The organism is Deinococcus koreensis (genome assembly GCF_002901445.1).
GTDB classification, from domain to species: Bacteria; Deinococcota; Deinococci; order Deinococcales; family Deinococcaceae; genus Deinococcus; species Deinococcus koreensis.
Window position 1 is genome coordinate 344,571 of the sequence record NZ_PPPD01000002.1, and the last position, 20,397, is coordinate 364,967.

The following is a 20,397-nucleotide window of genomic DNA, read 5'->3' on the forward strand; positions in this document are numbered from 1 at the left end:
CCGACCCGCAGGCCGGCCGCTCCAGGGGAGGATGCGCCTACTCGACGACCAGATCAGCCTTCATGCCCTGAGCTTCATGCTTGCCGACCGGGCAATAGGTCGTGTAGGTGCCGGCCGGGAGGGTGACGGTCAGGCTGGTCTTCTCGCCCGCTTTCAGGACGGCCGAGGAGATCATGATGTCCTTGTCGCCGATCTTGCCGCGGATCGCCAGGGTGTGGGGGAATTTCCCGACGTTTTCCAGATTGAAGGTCACGGCGCCCTTGACCTTCATGTCCGGCATGTCCATGCCCATCGTCCATTCGTTGAGCTTCATGGTGATCTCTGTGGGCTTGGCGACCGCCTGGGCGGCCGGCGCGGCGGCGGGGGTCGTCGTCTGCGCCATCGAGGGCATGCACGCCGCCAGCAGGCCCAGACCAGTGAGGGTACCGATGATCAACCGCTTATCCATGATGCTCCTTCCGGGCTCGGGACTGACGGGCGCCCAGACGTTCCCTCGAAGCAGGACTGAACCTGCAGGAAGAAGAAGCTGAGCCACTGTCCGACCCCTCTATTACACGCCCCGGCCCGCTCACCCGCTATGGACTTTGGTCGGAATACGCCGGACGCCGGTGCAGAGGGACGCCCTCAGTCGGCCGACAGGGCGGCACTCTGTTGGACACTCTGCTGAAGAGGCGCCGGTTCCAGCACGGCCGCCGCCCGCACGCTCACCGGCACCCCATTGAGCGCCGCGTTGCCGGTCAGACTGTCCACGCGCGCCGGGTCGGTCAGGTCGTTCACGCTGACCCCGGCATGATCCTGGGCCACCCCCAGCCTCACGCCGGCGCGCCCGTGCCCGAAGCCGTGCGGCAGGCAGGCCACCCCGGGCATCACGTCGGGCGTCAGTTCGAGGGGCACCGTGACCTGACCCACGCGGGACTCCACGACCACCTCCTGGCCGTCCTCGAGCCCGGCGGCGTCGGCGGGGTTGAGCAGCAGGGTGCAGCGCTGCGGGCCACGCATCAGGCGGGGCGTGTTGTGCATCCAGGAATTGTTGGAGCGCAGCTGCCGGCGGCCGATCAGCACCAGGGGCGGGGTGGACTCGGCCAGCGACGCCTCCAGACGCCCCAGGTCGGCCAGCATGGGCGCGGGCGCGAGGTTCAGGCGGCCCTCCGCGCTCAGCAGGCGCTCCGGCAGGCAGGGCTGCAGCGGGCCGTAGTCGATGCCGTGTGGGTGGGCGCGCAGCTCCTCCAGGCTGGTCTGGTAGGGGCCGTGCTTCAGGCCCAGCTCCAGGCGCTGCTCCGGGGTACTGCCCGCCTTGCCGCTCAGGCGCTGAACCAGGCCGCCGAAGATCTGGAAGTCAAAACGCTGGTCGGCCCCGATGGGAAAGAGCGGCTCGGAGTAGCGGGCCGTGTTGCGCACCGCGAAGTGGTGGAAGATCACGTCGTAGTGCGCGACCTCCAGCCCGGTCGCGGGCGGCAGGATCACGTGGGCGTGGCGGGTCGTCTCGTTCAGGTAGGGGTCGATGCTGACCATGAACTCCAGCCCGGCCAGCGCCCGGTCGAGCCCCGCGCCGTCCGGCGTGGACAGCACCGGGTTGCCCGCCACCGTGACCAGCGCCCGCACCTGACCCTCGCCCGGCGTGGTCATTTCCTCGGCCATCGTGACGTTGGGCAGCTCGCCGTCGAATTCCGGCAGGCCGCGCACCCGCGAGGCGAAGCGGCCGTGGTGCACCTCGCCCCGCTTCGCGCGCATCAGCAGGTCGAAGGCGGGCGCCGGGAACATCGCGCCGCCGGGCGTGTCGAAGTGCCCGGTGACGACGTTGAGCACGTTCACGAGCCACTGGCACAGGCCGCCGAACTCCTGCACGCTCAGGCCGATGCGGCCGTAGGCCACCGCGCGCCCGGCCCCGGCGAAGTCGCGCGCCAGGGTGCGGATCACCTCGGCCGGCACGCCGGTTCGCCCGCTGACCCGCTCGGGCGCGAAGGGCGCGGCGGCCTGCCGAACAGCGTCCAGGCCGTCCGTGAACTCCGCCAGGTGTCCGGGCCTCTCCAGGCCCTCCGCGAAGATCACCTGCAGCAGCGCCAGCAGCAGCAGCGCGTCGGTGCCGGGGCGGATGAAATGGAAGTCGGTGGCGTGCGCGGCGCTCTCGGTGCGGCGGGGATCGAGCAGCACCACCCGCCCGCCGCGCTCCCTCACCCCCTTCAGGCGCTCCCGCATCCCGGGCGCGGTCATGATCGAGCCGTTGCTCGCCAGCGGGTTGGCGCCCAGCATCAGGAAGAAGTCGGTGCGGTCGATGTCGGGGATGGGCAGCAGCAGCGGGTGGCCGAACATCTCGGCGGCCGCGAAGTGGTGCGGGAGCTGGTCCGTGCTGGTCGCGGTGAAGCGGTTGCGGCTGCCGATCGCCTTCAGGAAGGCGCCGGCCGAGAGCAGCGTGCCCGAGTTGTGCACGGAGGGGTTGCCCTGGAAGGTCGCCACCGCGTCGGGGCCGTGACGCTCCCGGATGTCCTGCAATCGGGCCGAGACGTAATCCAGCGCCTCGTCCCATTCCAGCTCCTCCCAGGCCTGTTCTCCGGGCGGCCCCACCCGGCGCAGCGGGCGCCTGAGGCGATCCGGGTCGGCGTGCAGGTCGGGCAGCGCCGTACCCTTGGGGCAGATGTGGCCGCGGCTGAGGACGTCGTCGGGGTCGCCGCGCACGTCGGTCACGCGGCCGCCCTGGACGGTGAGCTGCAGGCCGCAGATGGCCTCGCAGAGGTTGCAGGCGCGGTAGTACACGCCGTCGGCGGGGCTGGTGCTGTGGGTCATGGGATACCTCCGGGACTGCCTCCAGTATGCGCCGGAGCCTGCCCGGTCGGGTGACTCACAATTGAGAGCGGGGCTGGCGTGCAGGGTGGGGCCATGACCTCAGCCTCCCTGTCCCGTGAAATCCAGCTCGTCGCCCGCCCGCAGGGCGCCCCGAAGGACAGCGATTTCGCGCTGGTCGAGCGCGAGCTGGCCGCCCCCGGCGCGGGGCAGGTGCTGGTGCGCAACCTCTTCCTGACGGTCGACCCCTACATGCGCGGGCGCATGAACGACGTGAAGTCCTACACCCCGCCCTTCGCGCTGGGCGAGACCATGACCGGCGGCGCGCTGGGCGAGGTGCTGGCCTCCGGGGTGGACGCCCTGAAGCCGGGCGACCTCGTGCAGCACGACCTGGGCTGGCGCACGCACGCCCTGCTGGACGAGCGGCAGGCCCGCCGGGTCGAGCCGCTGCCCGGCGTCTCGCCCAGCGCCTACCTGGGCGTGCTGGGGATGCCCGGCCTGACCGCCTACGCGGGGCTGCTGGACGTGGCGGCCTTCAAGGAAGGCGACGCGGTGTTCGTGTCGGGCGCGGCGGGGGCCGTGGGCAGCGCGGTGGGCCAGATCGCCCGCCTGAAGGGGGCCTCGCGCGTGGTCGGCAGCGCGGGCTCGGACGAGAAGGTCGCCTGGCTGACCGGCGAGCTGGGCTTCGACACCGCCTTCAACTACAAGGGCGGCCCGGTCGCCCCGAAGCTCCGCTCGGCCGCCCCGGACGGCATCGACGTCTATTTCGACAACGTGGGCGGCGAGCACCTGGAGGCCGCCATCGGGGCCATGAAACCCTTCGGCCGGGCCGCGCTGTGCGGGGCGATCAGCGTGTACAACGCCACGGAAGTGCCGACCGGCCCGCGCAACCTGGGGCTCGCCATCGGCCGGCAGCTGACCCTCAGGGGCTTCATCGTCGGGTCGTACACGCGGCACTACCCGGACTTCGTGCGCGAGGTCGGCGGCTGGATCGCCAGCGGCGAGCTGAAGTACGAGGAGACCGTGGTGGACGGCATCGAGCAGGCCCCCCAGGCATTTATGGGCCTGCTGGAGGGCCGCAACACGGGCAAGATGATCGTCCGGCTGTGAACGGGTGCAGGTTTGAGTCTTGTCCGGAGTGGTGTGGACGGACAGCAGCCACTGGCAGCGCCAATCCCCGCGTGCGTCAAGGGTGACCCGAACCACCTGCACCCCTGTGGCGAGGGGCACCGGATTAAAGGGGTGAACCCCGGAGAGACACCCATCCTCTGGGGAACCGTCCAACGATCCAGCCCAAGTTGCAGTGAATAACACTGTTACAGATTTGCATCGTCGTTATTCTGTCGTCATGTCTGACATCTTCGTGGAGAGGGATCGCCCCTCCCCAGTGGTGAGCAGAACGACCGCCAGTGGCCTGCAGATTCACGGCGTCCAGACCGGCTGGGTGACGCTGAAGGCCGCGCACTACCGGCTGCGTGAACCGGGCGCACTGCGCTTGGCCGCGATCATGGCCGATCCCCGCTGGCTGAGGCCCCGGCCCATCCTGTCGTGGGTCATCGAGCATCCGGAAGGGCTCATGGTGGTCGATACCGGAGAGCGGCACGCGGCGCAGGATCTGGGCCGACATCTCGCGGCTGCCGACCCCCTGACCCGCCTGTTCATTCGCCAGAATTTCAGGATGCAGATCGACCCCTGTGCCGAGCTGGGCGCGCAGCTGCCGGCGCTTGGCCTGTCGGCCCGCGACGTCCGCTGGGTGGTGCTGACGCACCTTCATTTCGACCATACCGGTGGGCTGAACTTCTTTCCGGATGCGGAGACCGTGGTGTCGCGGCGGGAATTTGACGGGCACCGGGGCATGCCGCAGGGCGCAGTCTCCTCCCTCTGGCCGCCGGGATGGCGCCCGTCCCTGATCGAGTATGCCTCCGGGCCGTACAGCGTCTTCCCAGGGCATCATGCCCTGACACGCGCAAACGACGTTCTCTTGGTGCCGACCCCAGGACACAGCTACGGACATCAATCGGTATTGATCCTCGACCACGACGTCACTTACGCCCTGGTCGGCGACGCGATGTTCGACGAAGGCCAACTGCAGCGCCGTGAGGTGGCGGGGATCGTGCAGGACATCCCGGCCAGCCGGCTCAGCCTGGACTTGATCCGGCGCTTCGTCGCCGCCCACCCCACCGTGCTGCTGCCCAGCCACGACCCCGACTCTCTGGGCAGGCTGGCCGAGCGGCGGGTCACCTCCCTCTAGGAGCACCATGCCTGACCTCCGCGACATGTCCGAACTCCGCGATACCGACGCCGATTTCTCCTGTACCCGGACGATTGGCTGTGCCCCGGCGAGCCTGTGGGCGGTCTGGACGGACGTGGCCCGCTGGCCGGCGTGGGACACGCCTCTGCTGGAAGCCCGGCTCAGCGGCGCGTTCGTTCAGGGGGCCGTCGGCGAACTGCTCGACCGCAGCCGGCGAACGTCCCGGTTCACCCTCACCGAGTGCGTGCCCCAGACGTCCTACGCCTATACGGTTCGGCTTCCGGGCGGGGCCCTGCAGGTGCGCCGGGCCATCACCTCCACGTCCACCACGCCCCTGTCCCTGAGTTTCCGGCACCATGTGCGATTCACCGGACCGCTGGGCCGGCTGTGGGCCCGGGCGCTGGGACGTTCCTTCCGTCAGGTGCTGCCCGAGGTGATGGACAATCTGGTTCGCCTCGTCGAGACCGGAGAGCCGGTGTCTAATGGAGGTCATGTCTGATCCCACGACCGCTGGTCTTCGCCAGCATGGCAAGCAGGCCATGCGGCTTGCCCTCGTGGGGATCGCCCGTGACCTGCTGAACACGGAGGGCCTGGGCCGGCTATCCACCCGGCGGATCGCGCAGCAGGCCGGGACGTCGACCACCGCCATCTATTCTCTGTTCGGAGGAAAAGACGGCCTGATGGAGGCGTTGTATCTGGACGGCTTCGACCGGCTGGAGGCGGCGCTGCGGGCAGTGCCCACAGGCGGAACCGACCCTCCCCTGCAGCGGATCGTGGCACTCAACCGCCAGTACCGCGCCTTCGCCCTGCAGCATCCGCAGGACTACGCGGTGATGTTCGAACGGGGCATTCCCGGTTTCCAGCCCACAGCGGCCGCCCAGCTCCGTGCCTGGCAGAGTCTCCAGCCACTGATTCAGCGCATCAGGGAAGCGCAGGCGAGCGGGGCGCTGCTCCATCACCCGTGCGAGGATCTGGCGATGAAGCTCTGGGTGGCGACGCACGGCGTGGTCAGTCTCGAACTCGCAGGCTACTTTCCAGAACGTCTGGAAGCGCAGGCGATGCATGACCGACTCATTCAGGAGCTGCTGGGGCCGGAGGCGGCAGACACAGGGCGGTGAACCGCTCGTCCGGGAGGTGCTCAGGCCTTCAGTCAGGGGGACAGGGCGATGGACGCGTGAGGAGGTTTTTTCCTCGTCTTGACACCAGTCGTGATGACGACTATATTCCGGCTGGCCCGCTGAGGCCGGAGGCCACGCCGCATGACCCGCTCCACCGACATACCCGCCGCAGGCTCCACCCTGGAACACGACGTCTATCTGGCCCTCCAGCGGCTCTCGCTGCGCCTGCGTGACGAGACCGAGGAGGTCTTCAAGGCGCAGGGCCTGAGCAGCACCCAGTTCAACGTGCTGCGGATCCTGCGGGGCGCCGGCGACCAGGGCCTGACCTGCGGCGAGATCGGCGCGCGGCTGATCAACAAGGATCCCGACGTGACCCGCCTGCTCGACCGCATGGAGAAGCATGGCCTGGTCGAACGTGCCCGCAGCGAGCAGGATCGCCGGGTGGTGCTGACCCGCCTGTCCGGCCGGGGCCGCGATCTGGTCGGCCACTTCGACGGGCCGCTGAGCGAACTGCATGGGCGACAGTTCGCCCACCTTGAGCCGGAGCAGCTCCAGGCGCTGCTCGCGCTGCTGCAGGGGGCGCCGACGGCATGAAGGCCCCTCCCGCCATTTATTCGTTCCCACGTCTATCGTTCTCACACCCAGGAGGCCCACCATGACCACCCAGACCGTCGCCCGCCCCCACCCCGCCTCCTCCGTCCAGCGCCTCGACCTCGCGCTGACCGTCCTGCGCGTCGTCATCGGCCTCATCTTCATCGCGCACGGGTTCCAGAAGCTGTTCATCTTCACGCTGCCCGGCACCACCGGCGCCTTCGCCGGGATGGGGGTGCCGCTGCCCGCGCTCGCCGCCCCGGCCATCGCCCTGATCGAACTGCTCGGCGGCGCCGCGCTGGTCGCCGGGCTGTTCACCCGTGTGGCGGCGGGGCTGCTCGCACTGAATATGCTGGGAGCGATCCTGCTGGTCCACCTGAAGGCCGGGTTCTTCGGGCCGAACGGGCTGGAATTTCCGCTCGCCCTGCTGGCTGCCAGCGTCGCCCTCGCCCTGACCGGGCCTGGCCGCTTCAGCCTCGACGCCCTCCGCTTCTCACGCCGCTGAGCACCCCAGGGAGGCACCGCCATGACCCAGTTCCAGACTCCACCCGCCCGCCTGCCCAAGACCCTCTCCATCGGCCCGGTCGAACTCAGCGTGAGCGACCTGCAGCGCAGCGTGGCCTTCTACGGGCAGGCGCTGGGGATGACGGTGCTGGAACAGTCCGGGAACCGCGCCACGCTCGGCCAGGGAACCACTCCCCTGCTGCGCCTGCGCGGGCATCCCGGCGCCCGCCCCGCCCCGGCCAGCGCGACCGGCCTCTACCATTTCGCCGTGCTGCTGCCCAGCCGCGCCGACCTGGGGCGCTGGGTGCGGCACGTCGCGGCGCTGGGGATCCGGGTCGGCCAGAGCGACCATCTGGTCAGCGAGGCCTTCTACCTGAACGACCCCGACGGCCACGGCATCGAGGTCTACCGCGACCGGCCGCGCGGCGAGTGGCGCTGGAACCTGGATCAGGTGCAGATGGCGAGCGAGCCCATCGACATTCCCGGCCTGCTCGCCGAGCCCGGCGCCGACCAGCCCTTCACGGGCCTGCCGGACGGCACGGTCATGGGTCACGTGCATCTGCGGGTGGGCGACGTGGCCGCCAGCGAGCGCTTCTACCGCACCGTGCTGGGCTTCGACGTGGTCGCCCGCTGGCCGGGAGCGCTGTTCGTCTCGGTGGGCGGCTACCACCACCACCTGGGCCTGAACACCTGGCAGAGCGCGGGCGGCCCCCCGGCCCCGGAGGGCAGCGCCCGCCTGGAGGGCGTCCATCTGATCCTGCCGGCAGCGGCTGACGTGGACGCTCTGGCCGGGCGGCTGCAGGCGGCGGGCCTGGCCTTCACTCAGAACGCTGGGCGGCTGGACGTGGACGACCCCGCCGGAAACCGCCTGACCTTCACGGCCGGAGCGGCATGAACGCGCCGTTCCACCTGACGCGGCCGCCGCGCACGCCCGCACCCGGTCGGGCACCCACCCTGATCCTGCTGCACGGGGTCGGGGCGAACGAGACCAGCCTGCTGGGCCTCGCGGCGCAGCTCGACCCACGCTTCCAGATCATCTCCGTGCGCGCCCCGCTGGAGCTGCATCCCGGCGGATACGGCTTTTTCCACGTCCAGTTCACCCCTGAACCCGTGATCGTGGCCGAGGAGGCGGAGGCCAGCCGGCAGGCGCTGGCGGAGCTGATCCCGGCGCTGGCAGCTGAGTACGGCCTCGACCCGGCACGGATCTACGTGCTGGGCTTCTCGCAGGGCGCGATCATGGGCGCCAGTCTGGCCCTCTCGCGCCCAGAGCTGGTCGCGGGTCTGGTCATGCTCTCGGGGCGGATCCTGCCCGAGGCGCGGCCCACCTTCGCCGCCGGCGCCGACCTCGCCCGCCTGCCGGTCTTCGTCGGCCACGGCGTCCACGACGCCAAGCTGGGGATCCACCACGGCCGCGCCAGCCGCACGCTGCTGTCGGAACTGGGCGTGAGGCTGAGCTACCACGAGTACGAGATGGGCCACGAGGTCAGCGCGGCGGAGATCGCCGACCTGAACGCCTGGCTCGCGGCGCGGCTGGCCGAGGGAACCGGCGCCGTCCCCCAACCGGTCTCAGCGCCGAACCTGGAGGGGGGGCGCCCCGAACAGCGCTGAGCGCAGCGCCTCCCTGGCCGCGTGCAGCGCAGCGTCCAGCTCCGGGCCACGGGGGGCCGCCCCGCGCAGCCACACGGCCCCGCCGGCGGTGCGACCGGTCGCCAGCCGGCCCAGGACGGCCGGAAAGGATCCGACCTCTCCCCCACCCACGAAGACGCCCGACGCCGCGTAATCCTGCTCGCCCCAGATGCCCGGCGCGCGGGTGTGCTCGGCGGGTCTGAGGGTCTGGCGGTCGAGGAAGACGCGCCGACCCGCCACCTCGACCTGCGTGCGGCTCTCGAAGGACGCGAAGGCCAGCCGCTCGCCGCTCCGCACCCGCCCACTGGCCAGGGTCTCGGTGACCCCCAGCTCGGCGCCCGCCTCCAGTTCGGCCCTCAGGGTCTGTCGGAAAGCGCTGCCCGCAAAGGGGAGGGTGCGTTCCGGGTAGAACTCCAGCCGGCCGCCCTGGGCCACCGCGAAGTGGATGTCCTGGGTGGACGCGCGCCCGTCCGGGGAGGGCTGCACCCGCGTGGCCGACTGCGTGAGCAGCAGCGCCCGCGCCCCGGAATCCACCCGCACCCGGATCTCGCTGTGGTCGCCGCCCAGCACGCCGCCCGTGGGGTTGACGATGAAGACCATCAGCGTGCCGCAGGGCAGCGTGAAGGGCCGCACGATCATCAGCGGCGCCTTCTGAAGTTCCGTCAGCAGCGCGGTCTGGCCGCGCCGCACGCCGAAGTGCAGGTGCAGGAGGCCGGTGCGCGTGCGGGCCAGCAGGCTCAGACGGCCGCCCCCTGAAGCCCGGTTCTGGGCGGCGGCACGTCCAGAAACAGCAGGTCGTGCTCGATCCAGGCGATCACGTCGGACAGCCCGTCGCCCGTCTTCAGGTTGGTGAACACATAGGGGCGAAGCTCGCCCCCAACGGTTCGCCCGGCCCGCGCGTCGGCGTCCATCACGCCCAGGTCGGCGCCCACGTGCGGCGCCAGATCGGTCTTGTTGATGACCAGCAGGTCGCTGTGGCGGACGCCGGGGCCCCCCTTGCGCGGCACCTTCTCACCGCCCGACACGTCCAGCACGAAGATCCAGGCGTCCACCAGTTCGGGCGAGAAACTGCTGGCCAGGTTGTCGCCCCCCGACTCGATGAACAGCAGTTCGAGGCCCGGATACTCGGTCTGCAGCGCCCGCACGGCCTCCTGATTGAGCGAGGCGTCCTCACGGATGGCGGTGTGCGGACAGCCGCCGGTCTGCACGCCCCGGATGCGCCCTGGGCTCAGGGCGGCGGCCTCGGTGAGAATGCGCTGATCCTCGAAGGTGTAGATGTCGTTGGTGATCACCGCCAGCTCGTAGCGGTCGCGCAGCTCGCGGCACAGCGCTTCGAGCAGCGCCGTCTTGCCGGAGCCGACCGGGCCGCCGACGCCGATCTTCAGGGGGGCCAGGGGTGGGGTCATGGGGTCTCCTCCAGGGGTCGGGGGACGGATTCGGGGCTCTGAGCTGTGAGCTATGGGCTGTGAGCTATGAACAACCTAACTTTTTCATAGCTCATGACTCATGACTCATCGCTCAGAGCCTCAGGTCTGGAACAGCCGCGAGTCCAGCCCCGGCTGCTCACTCGCCGCGAGGTCGAGCAGCGGCGTGAAGCCGGCGAGGTCGCCCGGGGTGGCGCTCAGGGCGGCGTCGATGCAGGTCTGTGCGGCCACGGCGCACTGCGAGGCACAGCGCTGCGCGTCCAGCCCGCCCAGCCGCATCAGGCGCGTGGCGGAGGTCGCGCGGCCCAGCAGCCACGAGCTGACGTAGGCGGTGACGGCGTCCGGCCTGGAGACGCCCAGCGCGCCCGCCAGCGCCCCGAACGTGACCGCGTGGTGGCGGGTCGGCGGGAGGGTCGCTCCGACCTCCGGCCACAGGTGCAGGGCGGCGCGGCGCAGGCTGGCGCCGATCCGGGTGCTCGCCTCGCGTGGCCCCTGTACCAGCTTGAGGTCGTCCAGCAGCGCGTCCAGCTCGGCCAGCGTGCCCACGTCCGCTCCCCAGGCCAGCGCGCAGGCGGGGGCGTCCTGGGGGCCCCAGCCGTGGGCGAGCTGCCCCTGCAGGAAAGCGGTGAGGTCGGCGGCCGAGCGCACCTCGCCGCGCGTGGTCAGGGTTTCGAGGCCGTCGCTGAAGGCGTACGCGCCCGTGGGAAACGCGGAGTCCGAGAGCTGGAGCAGCCTCAGCAGGGAGGCGGGTGGCGGAAGGCCGATGGCAGAAGGCAGGGTGCTCATCCTTCGTGATCCCAGGCGGGGCGGCCGTGGAAGGGGCGGGTCTCGCGGGTGAACGGCACGCCCAGGCGCGTCAGCAGCAGGTTCAGCGGCGCGTCCCAGAGGGCCAGAAACACACCGTCCCCGGCCGTCACGAAATCGCGGTGCAGGTTGCCGACGGCGTGCGCTACTGCCGCCGCTTCCAGCATGGTGCGTGGCCGGACGACCGCCACGTCCTCGGGAGCTGCAGCAACGACGTACGACACGTCCCCACGCACCTCCAGCACGGTGCCGGGAGTGAGCACCGTTCCGGTCGGCAGGGCGAGCAGCAGTTCCGCTCCGTCGGGCGCGCTCAGGCGGCGGCGCACCCGGCGGCGGTCGGTGGCGGTCATGGGCACGGGGACGACGGCGCCGGACACTCCTTCTGGCGTGGTGGACACGCCGAGCAGCGGGCGGCGCAGGTGGGAGAGGCGGGTCATGGGAGGGATGGCCTGTACGCTGGGCAGAGTGAAGAGGCGTCGCAATGAACTCTGAACAGGTCAATCAGGATGACAGCCGGGTGGAGGTGCGGGAAGGGTTCTGGCCGTCGCCGTCCACACGGGCGTGAACGCGCGGCAGTGCCAATTTGGCGAGTCACGGCGTTTCGTCCGCGGGCGCGTACGCCAGACAGGCCAGCACGTCCTCACGGGTCAGATTCGGATAGCCCTCCAGAACGTCCTCCACCATGTCCCCGGCAGCCAGAAAATCCAGTACGGTTCGCACCGTGATTCTCGTGCCGCGCACGGTGGGGCGGCCGCTGCACACGTCCGGGACAGTCACGATACGTCCATGCAGCATCTACGCCCCCCGCACAAAGTCAAACCACGCCGTCAGCCCCGTCCCCCGCTTGCTGCTCAGCTCGATGACCGGCACCCCCGGCCGCGCCCGGTCGATGTTCTCACGGCATAGGGCCAGGTCGAAGTCCACGGCCTGGGCCAGATCCATCTTCGTGACCACCACCACGTCGGCGGTGTTGAACATGGTGGGGTACTTCAGCGGCTTGTCCTCGCCCTCGGTGGTGGAGATCAGCACGGCGCGGGCGGCCTCGCCCAGGTCGTAGGAGGAGGGGCACACCAGATTCCCGACGTTCTCCAGGAACAGCACGTCCAGGGAGCCGAGGTCGAAGCGTTCCAGCACGCCCCGCACCATCGCGGCGTCGAGGTGGCAGACCGTGCCGGTGACGATCTGCTCCGCCTGCACGCCCCACTGTCGCAGGCGGGCCGCGTCGTTGTCGGTGGCGAGGTCGCCCACCGCCACGCCCATCCGAAGTGAACCGCAGAGGTCTCGCAGCGTGCGTTCCAGCAGCGCCGTCTTGCCCGCGCCGGGGCTGGAGACCAGGTTGATGGCCCGCACGCCCGCCGCCTGGAAGGTCTGCCGGTTCAGCGCGGCCGTCTGGTCGTTGGCTTTGAGGATGTGCTGGCGCACGGTGACGATGCGGGGGGCAGCCGATTCAGGTGTCGTCATGTGAGCTCCTTTCCGGCTTCAGTCGAAATCAATATCTCGGTCTGGTTGCGGGCTTCTGTCACGCTCAATCAACTTCTCAACCTCGGCGAACTCCTCGTCCGTCAGTCCGGGTGCTGGCAGTTCGGGTGCTGGCAGTTCGGGCGCTGCTCGGATCAGTTCAGAGCCCGTCAGCCCAGGAACCAACTCCACCTCATCCAGCTCCAGTTCGTCTCCCTGGAGCAGCATCGGCGTGGGCAGACCGCAGAGGGGGCAGCGCAGGCCGCGTGTCAGCTCCAGCTCGACGGCGCCGTGGGCCCTGCACTCGCCCACGCCGGGCACAGTCACGATGCTCAGGCGGGCGCCCTCCAACCCGGTACCCAGGGCGCAGGCGGGAAAGGCTGCCTGTAGAGCTTCCGGCACCACGCTCGACCACTGGCCGATCCTCACGGTCAACCCCTGGGCCCGCGCCGCGCCGTGTTCGCGCAGCACGTCGTTCGCCACGTCAATCAGCGCGAGGGCGATGGAGGCTTCATGCACGGGGGCTCACGGCGCCCTGCGCCCCTTCTCCCCCAGCCGGTGGATGCTGGTCACCTCGCGCACCATGGGCTCCCTGTCCGCGCCCCACATGGCCCGCAGCCGGAAGACTTCCATCACGCGCTCTTCCATCGTGCGGGTCAGCCAGTAGTCGCGCTCGGGCGGTTCCTCACCGAGGCGGTACTTGTGAACGGTCATGACGCGTTTCGTCATTCGCCCAACTCCTCCAGATCGGCCAGATCTCGCACACGGCCAGTCGCTCGTTTGTTGGTTCTCAGGGTGTCCAGATCGAGAACGGGAGCGGTGCAATCCGCGAGTTTGAGCATGACCCGCCGTGGGTAAGCCTCTCCAAACGACACCCCGTCGAGTGTGGTCAGCAGATCAATGCGATTGGGCTCATAGCCCAACTGGATGACCATGTTCTCCGAAAGAAAATCTGCTTGCGTCAGGCCCAAGCTGCCCATCCCAAAATCCTGCAGGGCGGCCACGATCCTCTCGGCGTTCCCGGGTTCGACCTCGACCCACACGTCCAGATCCCTGGTGTATCGCGGGTGGCCGTGCGCCGCCAGCGCGAAAGCTCCGGCCACGATGAACCGCACCTCTCGCTCCCTCAGCGCTTCCAGAAAATCGCGGAAGTCATCGGGAAAGTGGGTCATGCGGACAGTCTAGCAGGGGTGGTTTTTGTGCGCCTTGCTGTGCTGGTCGCACTTTCCTCTCAGAACAGGAAATACTTCTGCGCAAGCGGCAAGTCGTCCAGCGGCTCGCAGGTCACCAGTTCGCCGTCCACGCGCACCTCATAGGTCTCGGGGTTGACGTGGATGTCGGGCGTTCCGGCGTTCAGGATCATGTCCGCCTTGCCGATGGTGCGGGTGCCCTTCACCGCGCTGTAGCGGCGGCCCAGCTCGGGCAACCCTCCCTCCTCCAGACTGACCGCCGAGACGAAATGCAGGCAGGTCGCGTCCATCCCGCCCCCGTGGGCGGCGAACATGGGGCGCGGGTAGACGGGTTGCGGCGTGGGAATGGAGGCGTTCGCGTCGCCCATCTGCGCGGCGACCACCAGGCCGCCCTTGAGAACAAGCGCGGTCTTGGCCCCGAAAAACGCCGGTTTCCAGAGCACCAGATCGGCCAGCTTGCCGACCTCCACCGAGCCGACCTCGTGTGCGATGCCGTGGGCGATGGCCGGATTGATGGTGTACTTGGCGACGTAGCGCCGCGCCCGCAGGTTGTCGGCGCGGGAGTCGCTGCCCAGGCCGGGAATCTCCAGCGGGCCGCGCTGCCGCTTCATCTTGTGGGCCGTCTGCCACGTGCGCGTGATGACCTCGCCCACCCGGCCCATCGCCTGCGAGTCGCTGCTCATCATGGAGAACACGCCCAGGTCGTGCAGCACGTCCTCGGCGGCGATCGTCTCGGGGCGGATGCGGCTCTCGGCAAAAGAGACGTCCTCGGGAATCCGCGGCGAGAGGTGGTGGCACACCATCAGCATGTCGAGGTGCTCGTGAAGCGTGTTCACCGTGAACGGCATGGTCGGGTTGGTCGAACTGGGGAGCACGTTCGGCAGCCCCGCCACCCGGATGATGTCCGGCGCGTGCCCGCCGCCCGCCCCCTCGGTGTGGAAGGTGTGGATGGTGCGCCCGGCAAAGGCCCGGATGGAGTCCTCGACGAAGCCCGACTCGTTCAGCGTATCGGTGTGGATGGCGACCTGCACGTCGTACCGTTCGGCCACACTGAGGGCGGCGTGGATGGCGGCGGGCGTGGTGCCCCAGTCCTCGTGCAGCTTGAGGCCCAGCGCCCCGGCGCGGATCTGCTCGGCCAGCGGAGGCTCGGTGCTGGCGTTGCCCTTGCCCAGCAGCCCGAAGTTCAGCGGCAGACCGGCGAGGCTTTCGAGCATCCGCCAGATATGCCACTCGCCCGGCGTGCAGGTGGTCGCGCTGGTGCCCGCCGTGGGGCCGGTGCCGCCACCGATCATGGTGGTCACGCCCGACTCCAGCGCCGCCCAGCACTGCTGCGGCGCGATGAAGTGGATGTGGGTGTCCACCCCGCCGGCGGTCAGGATGTGCCCCTCGCCCGCGATGATCTCGGTGCTGGCCCCGATGGTCAGCCCCCGGCTCACCCCGTCCTGGGTGCCCGGATTCCCCGCCTTGCCTATGGCCGTGATTCGCCCGTCTTTCACGCCCACGTCGGCCTTCACGACACCCCAGTGGTCGAGGATCAGCGCATTGGTGATGACCAGATCGGGCACGTCCGGATCGGCGCGGGTCGCGGCGCTGCTCTGCCCCAGCCCGTCGCGGATGACCTTGCCGCCGCCGAACTTGACCTCCTCGCCGTAGGTGGTGTGGTCGCGCTCGACCTCGATCAGCAGGCCCGTGTCGCCCAGCCGCACGCGGTCGCCGGTGGTCGGGCCGTACAGGTCGGCGTACTGGCGGCGGGTCACGCGCATGGGCAGCCTCCTGCGGGGGGGCAGAGGGCCAACAGACCGGTGCGGGGTCTCACTCCGCCCCTTCGAATCCCTGCTCCCGTGCCCGCTGTAGCGCCGCCGCCTTCATTCCCTCGGCGTCCAGTTCGCCGCTCACCAGGGCGTTCATGCCGTAGACCGTCCGGGTGCCGCCCAGCGGCACGAGTGTCACGTCGCGCTCCTCGCCGGGCTCAAAGCGCACGGCCGTGCCGGCGGGGATGTCCAGGCGCTGCCCGTAAGCGCTGTCGCGGTCGAAGTGCAGGCCCGCGTTGACCTCGAAGAAGTGGAAATGGCTGCCCACCTGGATGGGCCGGTCGGCGGTGTTGGCGACCCTCAGCGGCGTCACGGGGCGCCCGGCGTTCAGCTCGATCTCGCCGTCCTGCAGCAGGTACTCGCCGGGCACGACCTCGCTGCGCCCGCCCCGGATGGGGTCGTGGATGGTCACCAGCTTGGTGCCGTCCGGGAAGGTGCCCTCGACCTGGATGTCGTGGATAAGCTCGGGCACGCCGTCCATCACGTCGTCGGCGCTCAGGATCGTGGCGCCCCAGCCCATCAGGTCGGCCACGCCCCGGCCATCTCTGATGCCCTCCAGCACCTCGGCGGTGATGAGCGCCACGGCCTCGGGGTGGTTGAGCTTCAGGCCCCGCTCGCGGCGGGCGCGGGCGACCTGAGCGGCCGTGAAGATCAGGAGTTTGTCGCGTTCGCGTTCGGTGAGTTGCATGGCTGGGCCTCCTCACCGCCGCCTGGAAGGCCGCGCAGCCCCAGGGACGATTCCCCATTGTGAGGGCAGACTGGAACCTTCTCTACCCCAACGGAGCGTCAGCCCCCGGTGCGCTGCAATGTCAGGACGCTCAGGCCGTAGGGCGTGCGCTCATCTGCGGCCCGGTCGCAGCGGGCGGTCTCCGTCCACGCTCCGGTCAGCCCGGCAATAGAGCGCGTCCTCTTGCAGAGTTTCCATAGGTCCATAGCGCGGAGCCACGACACCGGTCGGCATCAGCGAGGGAGGCGCAAACACCAGTTGGTCTGGTGCTTTCTGGTACTGCGAAGGTTCGGCTGTATGCCTCTGGTGAACACTCCGGCGCTGCCTGCCGCGCCGAATCTGACCGGACAGAGCGGACTCCCTGCGCCTCAGGGGGTGCTGGACGCCGCCTTCACCCGCTCGGGGGCTGGGGCTGTGGTCGCGGACGCTGGAGAATCGAGGGCGTCGGCAATCCGCTCCAACGCGGCGGCGATGCGCTCCTGCGTCTTGGGCCTGGGTTGAGACTTGGACTTGGGCGCGGCCACCTCATCTTTATTTTTCTTCATGAGACACAATACTGCTCAGGATTACATTTTCTGTAACTTCGGCTGCGGTGAAGTACTCCAGGCTGGGAATGCCCTGCCAGCCGGCCAGCCTCATCACTCGAGCACACGGTTTCCCTCGATCTCCGCGGCGGAGAACCGAGCACGCGTCAGGTCAAGAATGAGGGGGAGTGCCGACGAGAGGTGTGGTCGGGGAGCTGCTCGGGGAGCTGCGGCGCCCCCGTGCGCCTGACCCTCGCGGCCGGCCGCATCGCCTGCCCTGATGGGGCGCCGGTAGTCCTGCTCGATCCTGTCCGGCTGATGCGGTCTCGGATTCGTTCGCCACCCTGGACAGGCTCCTGTGGCGACGCTCCGCCACGCCGCCAGTCCGTGTCCCCCTTCATGTGGTTGGCCGGAGCGCTGGGTCGGCAGTGACGTGAGGGGGGCGCGCAGCCGACGCTGGGCGGCCTGCTGTCCGGATCGGTGGGCGCGTTTGTGCTCCAGGGCCACCGGAATACCGGCTCCGGTCTGCGCTCTCCAGGCGGCGCGGCGAACCGCCTGGGACACCTGGCAGACCGTGGCCTGACCCGGCCAAGGCACAGTGTTCCGCGTGCCAGGCCCGCCATGCCGCGGCCACCTCGTGATCTGCCCGGCACCTTCCTCTCTATGACGTCCACCGCCCTGCCCGCACCCCCCGACCTCGCCAGCGCCTTCCAGGACGTCCGAACCGCCCTGCACGCCGGCGACCCGGCGCACCTTGACCGCTGCTGGGACGAGGTGCTGCAGGCGCTGTGCACCGTGCTTCCAGGCGTGCAGCGCGCGTCCCTGGCGATCCGGAGCGGCTCGCACTTCAGCGTGCGGGCGGTCGCCGGCTATCCGGTTCACCTGCGCGGACTGGCGCTGCCCACCTACACCGAGCGCGCCTGGTACGGTCAGGGCGACGACCTGTGGCGGCGGGGGGTGCCGCGCAGCCTCGAGGGTGAGGCGCTGCACGCCCACCTGGCCGCCATCGAACGGATGTTCCCGCCCCTGGCCCACTTCGAGACGCTGCGGGCACAGGCCAGCCTCGCCGAGCTGCGCTGGAATGTGCTGCTGCCCATCGCCCTGGACGGTCAGGTTCGGGCCCACCTCAACCTCGACGGCTTCACCCCACACGGCCGCCCGCCGTCCCTGCCACCCGCCCTGGGCACCTGGCTGGGCAGCCTGCTGGAGGAAGCTCAGGCACAGGCACCGGGACTGCTCGAGGAGCACCATGCCCTGCGGGTGATCGCTCACCTGGGCGAGACCCTCCGGCCCATACAGGATCCTGAACTGCTGCTCACCACCGGGCTGCACGAGACGGTCAGCGGCTTCGGGGCGGCCGACGCCTTCATCAGCGACGGCCTCCATCTGGACGTGCTGGGCCGCCGCCTGCGGGTGCCCGCTCCCGCCGACGAGCAGGGCTTAGCGGAGGTGCTGGGCACCCTGGGCTTCGCCTCGCCCAGCACAATTTCCGAGGTCTGCGGGCCACGGCTGATCGGGCTGATCTGGACGGGCCCGCCGCGCCCTCAACCGCTGGCCTCGACCGCGCTGCGGGGCGTGGCTGAGCGGGTTCACTATGCCACCATCCGCGCCACTGAAGAAGTGCGGCTCCGTGCGGCGCGCAATCACGCGCTGGAGATGGTGGGCGTCGTGCTGGAGGCGCGGGATCTGGAGACCCGCGGCCATACCCAGCGGGTGGCGGGACTGGCGGGCCGGCTCGGCGAGGCGCTCAGACTTCCGCCGGATCTGCTCGAAGCGCTGCACCTGGGGGCGCTGCTGCACGACCTGGGCAAGATCGCCCTGCCGGATCAGGTGCTTCTTAAATCCGGCGCCCTGAACGAGGCCGAGTGGACCTGGATCCGCCGCCATCCTCAACTCGGGTACGATCTGGCCGCCCGGCTGCCCAGCCTGCCGGCCGAGGCGCTGGACGTGATCCTCCATCACCACGAACGCTGGGACGGCTCCGGCTACCCTCATGGGCTGGCGCATGACCGGATCGGGTATCTGGCCCGGCTGTTCAGCGTGGTCGACACCTATGACGCCCTGACCAGCGTGCGGCCCTACAAAGCCGCGTGGAGCCCGCAGCAGGCCCGGGAGGAGCTGCGCAGCCAGAGTGGACGTCAGTTTGATCCGCAGGCCGTGGCCGCCTTCCTGACCCTGGATCTGGACGCAGAGTGATCGGCAGGGGGTGGTCGGCGCGGCGCCTTGACCCGGTGGGGGCCACACCCCCCCCGGGGAGCTTTCCGCTGAACGCGTCGCGTGGGATTGACGCGGCCCTCCTCCCTGACCCGCACGGCCGATGCCACCGTGCTGACGACGTGCTGGCCGGGCCCCACTGGGCTGTGCGCCCGCGACCAGGTGATGGTGCCCGGAGTTGCCTCTGTGCTGAAGCGGGGCGGCAGAGCGCTGTAGGGGATTCGGTGTGAGCTTCTTCAAAGACCTGCCCATGACGCACTGTGCCGATCTTCAGGTATGACTTCTGCCGTTCTGACGGTTCCGGCTGCTTCACACCTCCCCCCTCTGCAGGCGCCGCGTGGAGCGTTCTCGGAAACCCACGACCGCTGGCCTTTTCAGGAGTGCCTGTGCTACCTGATCACCCAGCAGCTCACAGGGCGCCTGACGCTGCACCCGTCCGGGGTCACGCTGCACCTGAACGGCGGCAAGCTGGACGCGGTGCAGGGCGACCGGGCCCTGGGCGCCGTTCTGCTCGAGCAGGGTCTGGTGCACGAAGAGGCGCTCAGAACCGCGCTCACGGCAGGCGGGCTGCTGGGACAGACGCTTCTTCGGATGCGCGTCCTGACCGCTTTGCAGTTGAGAACGGCCCTGCGCCTTCAGGCGAGAGCGGCCCTGCCGCGCGTCCTGGGCAGCCGACCTGAACGCTATGACTTCGCACCCGGCCTGCCGCTGCCGGTACCCAGCGCCGCCATCCCCGGAGGGGACGTACTGGCCGAGGCGCTCACCGCTCAGGGAACGTTGCCTCTGGACAGTGTCTTTCAGCTGGCAGGCGTTGTTCAGCCGGTGACCGTCACCTCGGAGGCCTGGGCGCTGCTGCGCTGGGTTAATGGTCGGCGTTCCCTGCAGCGGGTGGTGCACCTCAGCGGGCTGGAGGCGGAAGCGGCGCAGGTCGCCGTGCGGCAGTTGATCGAGCAGGAGCTGATCGAACAGGGCGCCATCAGTGGCCTGAAGTTCATCGTGCCCCGGATCAAACCCGCCTCCAATGTGCGCCAGCCGCCGGCCGGCATCCGGGGCAACCTCTTTCTCCGGCATCTGGACGGTGTGCAGGACGTATGGACTGTGATCCAGAAGCTCAACTTCCCCCAGGAGGAAGCCGTCTCGCTGCTCACATCCATGTACCGCGACGATGTGCTGGACATCGTGCACGGCCGTCAGGAATTCCAGCGCCTGCTGGAACAGTACTGAACTTCAACAGGGCCGGGTTCAAGAAGCCGGGCCGAGCCGGGCAGCGGCGGCGCCCAGGAGGAGGAAAGACAAACCACGGCCTCAAGGAGGGGCACGCGGCATTGGCTGGAGGTCTGCTCCTGCTCGTCAGGCACGGCATCATCAGGCATCGCC

Annotated in this window: 24 protein-coding genes; 10 read left to right on the plus strand and 14 right to left on the minus strand. The window is 69.7% G+C overall.

Going from position 1 to position 20,397, the window contains the following annotated elements:
- Positions 1-37: 37 nt before the first annotated feature.
- Together CVO96_RS17970 and CVO96_RS17975 are read right to left on the minus strand one after the other, a co-directional pair.
- Positions 38-448: a plastocyanin/azurin family copper-binding protein gene (locus tag CVO96_RS17970; protein WP_103313812.1), complete on the minus strand. Its 411-nt coding sequence runs from the start codon at positions 446-448 to the stop codon at positions 38-40.
- Between the two features lie 176 nt (positions 449-624).
- Positions 625-2,781 carry a molybdopterin-dependent oxidoreductase gene (locus tag CVO96_RS17975; protein WP_103313813.1) on the minus strand — a complete coding sequence of 719 codons (2,157 nt, stop codon included), beginning with the start codon at positions 2,779-2,781 and terminating at the stop codon, positions 625-627.
- Positions 2,782-2,874: 93 nt separating this feature from the next.
- Here CVO96_RS17975 and CVO96_RS17980 point away from each other — a divergent pair, with 93 nt between their 5' ends.
- The 8 genes from CVO96_RS17980 (at position 2,875) to CVO96_RS18015 (ending at position 8,850) form a co-directional block, all read left to right on the plus strand.
- On the plus strand, positions 2,875-3,888 hold the full coding sequence (locus CVO96_RS17980; protein WP_103313814.1) for an NADP-dependent oxidoreductase: 1,014 nt from the start codon (positions 2,875-2,877) through the stop codon (positions 3,886-3,888).
- A gap of 334 nt (positions 3,889-4,222) precedes the next feature.
- Complete coding sequence (locus tag CVO96_RS17985; protein ID WP_207795373.1) at positions 4,223-5,029, plus strand: N-acyl homoserine lactonase family protein; 807 nt, start codon at positions 4,223-4,225, stop codon at positions 5,027-5,029.
- 7 nt (positions 5,030-5,036) lie between these two features.
- Entirely contained in the window at positions 5,037-5,528 is a 492-nt protein-coding gene (locus tag CVO96_RS17990) for an SRPBCC family protein (RefSeq protein ID WP_103313816.1), read from the plus strand.
- On the plus strand, positions 5,521-6,147 hold the full coding sequence (locus tag CVO96_RS17995; protein ID WP_165795423.1) for a TetR/AcrR family transcriptional regulator: 627 nt from the start codon (positions 5,521-5,523) through the stop codon (positions 6,145-6,147). The genes CVO96_RS17990 and CVO96_RS17995 overlap by 8 nt, the downstream gene beginning before the upstream one ends.
- A gap of 141 nt (positions 6,148-6,288) precedes the next feature.
- The gene (locus tag CVO96_RS18000) at positions 6,289-6,741 is read left to right on the plus strand and encodes a MarR family winged helix-turn-helix transcriptional regulator (protein WP_103313818.1); all 453 of its coding nucleotides are present in this window, start codon (positions 6,289-6,291) and stop codon (positions 6,739-6,741) included.
- A 61-nt stretch (positions 6,742-6,802) separates the two neighbouring features.
- On the plus strand, positions 6,803-7,243 hold the full coding sequence (locus CVO96_RS18005; protein ID WP_103313819.1) for a DoxX family protein: 441 nt from the start codon (positions 6,803-6,805) through the stop codon (positions 7,241-7,243).
- 21 nt (positions 7,244-7,264) lie between these two features.
- Positions 7,265-8,137 carry a VOC family protein gene (locus CVO96_RS18010; protein WP_103313820.1) on the plus strand — a complete coding sequence of 291 codons (873 nt, stop codon included), beginning with the start codon at positions 7,265-7,267 and terminating at the stop codon, positions 8,135-8,137.
- Entirely contained in the window at positions 8,134-8,850 is a 717-nt protein-coding gene (locus CVO96_RS18015) for an alpha/beta hydrolase (RefSeq protein ID WP_103313821.1), read from the plus strand. Before CVO96_RS18010 ends, CVO96_RS18015 begins: the two co-directional genes overlap by 4 nt.
- On the opposite strand, the gene CVO96_RS18020 is transcribed toward CVO96_RS18015, so the two are convergent.
- The 12 genes from CVO96_RS18020 to CVO96_RS21160 all read right to left on the minus strand — a co-directional run bounded on the left by CVO96_RS18020 (position 8,809) and on the right by CVO96_RS21160 (position 16,827).
- Positions 8,809-9,558, minus strand: a complete 750-nt coding sequence (locus tag CVO96_RS18020; RefSeq protein ID WP_243398498.1) for an urease accessory protein UreD — start codon at positions 9,556-9,558, stop codon at positions 8,809-8,811. The two genes, CVO96_RS18015 and CVO96_RS18020, sit on opposite strands and share 42 nt — an antisense overlap.
- A gap of 47 nt (positions 9,559-9,605) precedes the next feature.
- Entirely contained in the window at positions 9,606-10,274 is a 669-nt protein-coding gene (ureG, locus tag CVO96_RS18025; protein WP_165795424.1) for an urease accessory protein UreG, read from the minus strand.
- 120 nt (positions 10,275-10,394) lie between these two features.
- Positions 10,395-11,078, minus strand: a complete 684-nt coding sequence (locus tag CVO96_RS18030) for an urease accessory protein UreF (protein WP_103313823.1) — start codon at positions 11,076-11,078, stop codon at positions 10,395-10,397.
- Entirely contained in the window at positions 11,075-11,533 is a 459-nt protein-coding gene (gene ureE / locus CVO96_RS18035; protein ID WP_103313824.1) for an urease accessory protein UreE, read from the minus strand. Before ureE ends, CVO96_RS18030 begins: the two co-directional genes overlap by 4 nt.
- 154 nt (positions 11,534-11,687) lie before the next feature.
- Complete coding sequence (locus tag CVO96_RS18040; protein ID WP_103313825.1) at positions 11,688-11,891, minus strand: DUF433 domain-containing protein; 204 nt, start codon at positions 11,889-11,891, stop codon at positions 11,688-11,690.
- Positions 11,892-12,557 carry a hydrogenase nickel incorporation protein HypB gene (gene hypB / locus CVO96_RS18045; RefSeq protein ID WP_103313826.1) on the minus strand — a complete coding sequence of 222 codons (666 nt, stop codon included), beginning with the start codon at positions 12,555-12,557 and terminating at the stop codon, positions 11,892-11,894.
- A gap of 18 nt (positions 12,558-12,575) precedes the next feature.
- Complete coding sequence (locus CVO96_RS18050) at positions 12,576-13,073, minus strand: hydrogenase maturation nickel metallochaperone HypA/HybF (protein WP_103313827.1); 498 nt, start codon at positions 13,071-13,073, stop codon at positions 12,576-12,578.
- A gap of 6 nt (positions 13,074-13,079) precedes the next feature.
- The gene (locus tag CVO96_RS18055; protein ID WP_103313828.1) at positions 13,080-13,283 is read right to left on the minus strand and encodes a hypothetical protein; all 204 of its coding nucleotides are present in this window, start codon (positions 13,281-13,283) and stop codon (positions 13,080-13,082) included.
- Positions 13,280-13,726: a hypothetical protein gene (locus tag CVO96_RS18060; RefSeq protein ID WP_103313829.1), complete on the minus strand. Its 447-nt coding sequence runs from the start codon at positions 13,724-13,726 to the stop codon at positions 13,280-13,282. Before CVO96_RS18060 ends, CVO96_RS18055 begins: the two co-directional genes overlap by 4 nt.
- A 59-nt stretch (positions 13,727-13,785) precedes the next feature.
- On the minus strand, positions 13,786-15,507 hold the full coding sequence (gene ureC, locus CVO96_RS18065; RefSeq protein WP_103313830.1) for an urease subunit alpha: 1,722 nt from the start codon (positions 15,505-15,507) through the stop codon (positions 13,786-13,788).
- Between the two features lie 49 nt (positions 15,508-15,556).
- Complete coding sequence (locus CVO96_RS18070) at positions 15,557-16,243, minus strand: urease subunit beta (RefSeq protein ID WP_103313831.1); 687 nt, start codon at positions 16,241-16,243, stop codon at positions 15,557-15,559.
- Positions 16,244-16,650: 407 nt separating this feature from the next.
- The gene (locus tag CVO96_RS21160) at positions 16,651-16,827 is read right to left on the minus strand and encodes a hypothetical protein (protein ID WP_165795425.1); all 177 of its coding nucleotides are present in this window, start codon (positions 16,825-16,827) and stop codon (positions 16,651-16,653) included.
- Positions 16,828-17,469: 642 nt separating this feature from the next.
- On the opposite strand from CVO96_RS21160, the gene CVO96_RS18075 reads away from it, so the two are divergent.
- Both CVO96_RS18075 and CVO96_RS18080 read left to right on the plus strand, forming a co-directional pair.
- Positions 17,470-19,002, plus strand: a complete 1,533-nt coding sequence (locus CVO96_RS18075; protein ID WP_165795426.1) for an HD-GYP domain-containing protein — start codon at positions 17,470-17,472, stop codon at positions 19,000-19,002.
- Between the two features lie 294 nt (positions 19,003-19,296).
- Positions 19,297-20,244, plus strand: coding sequence for a hypothetical protein (locus CVO96_RS18080; protein WP_103313833.1), 948 nt, complete (start codon positions 19,297-19,299; stop codon positions 20,242-20,244).
- Positions 20,245-20,397 lie beyond the last annotated feature (153 nt).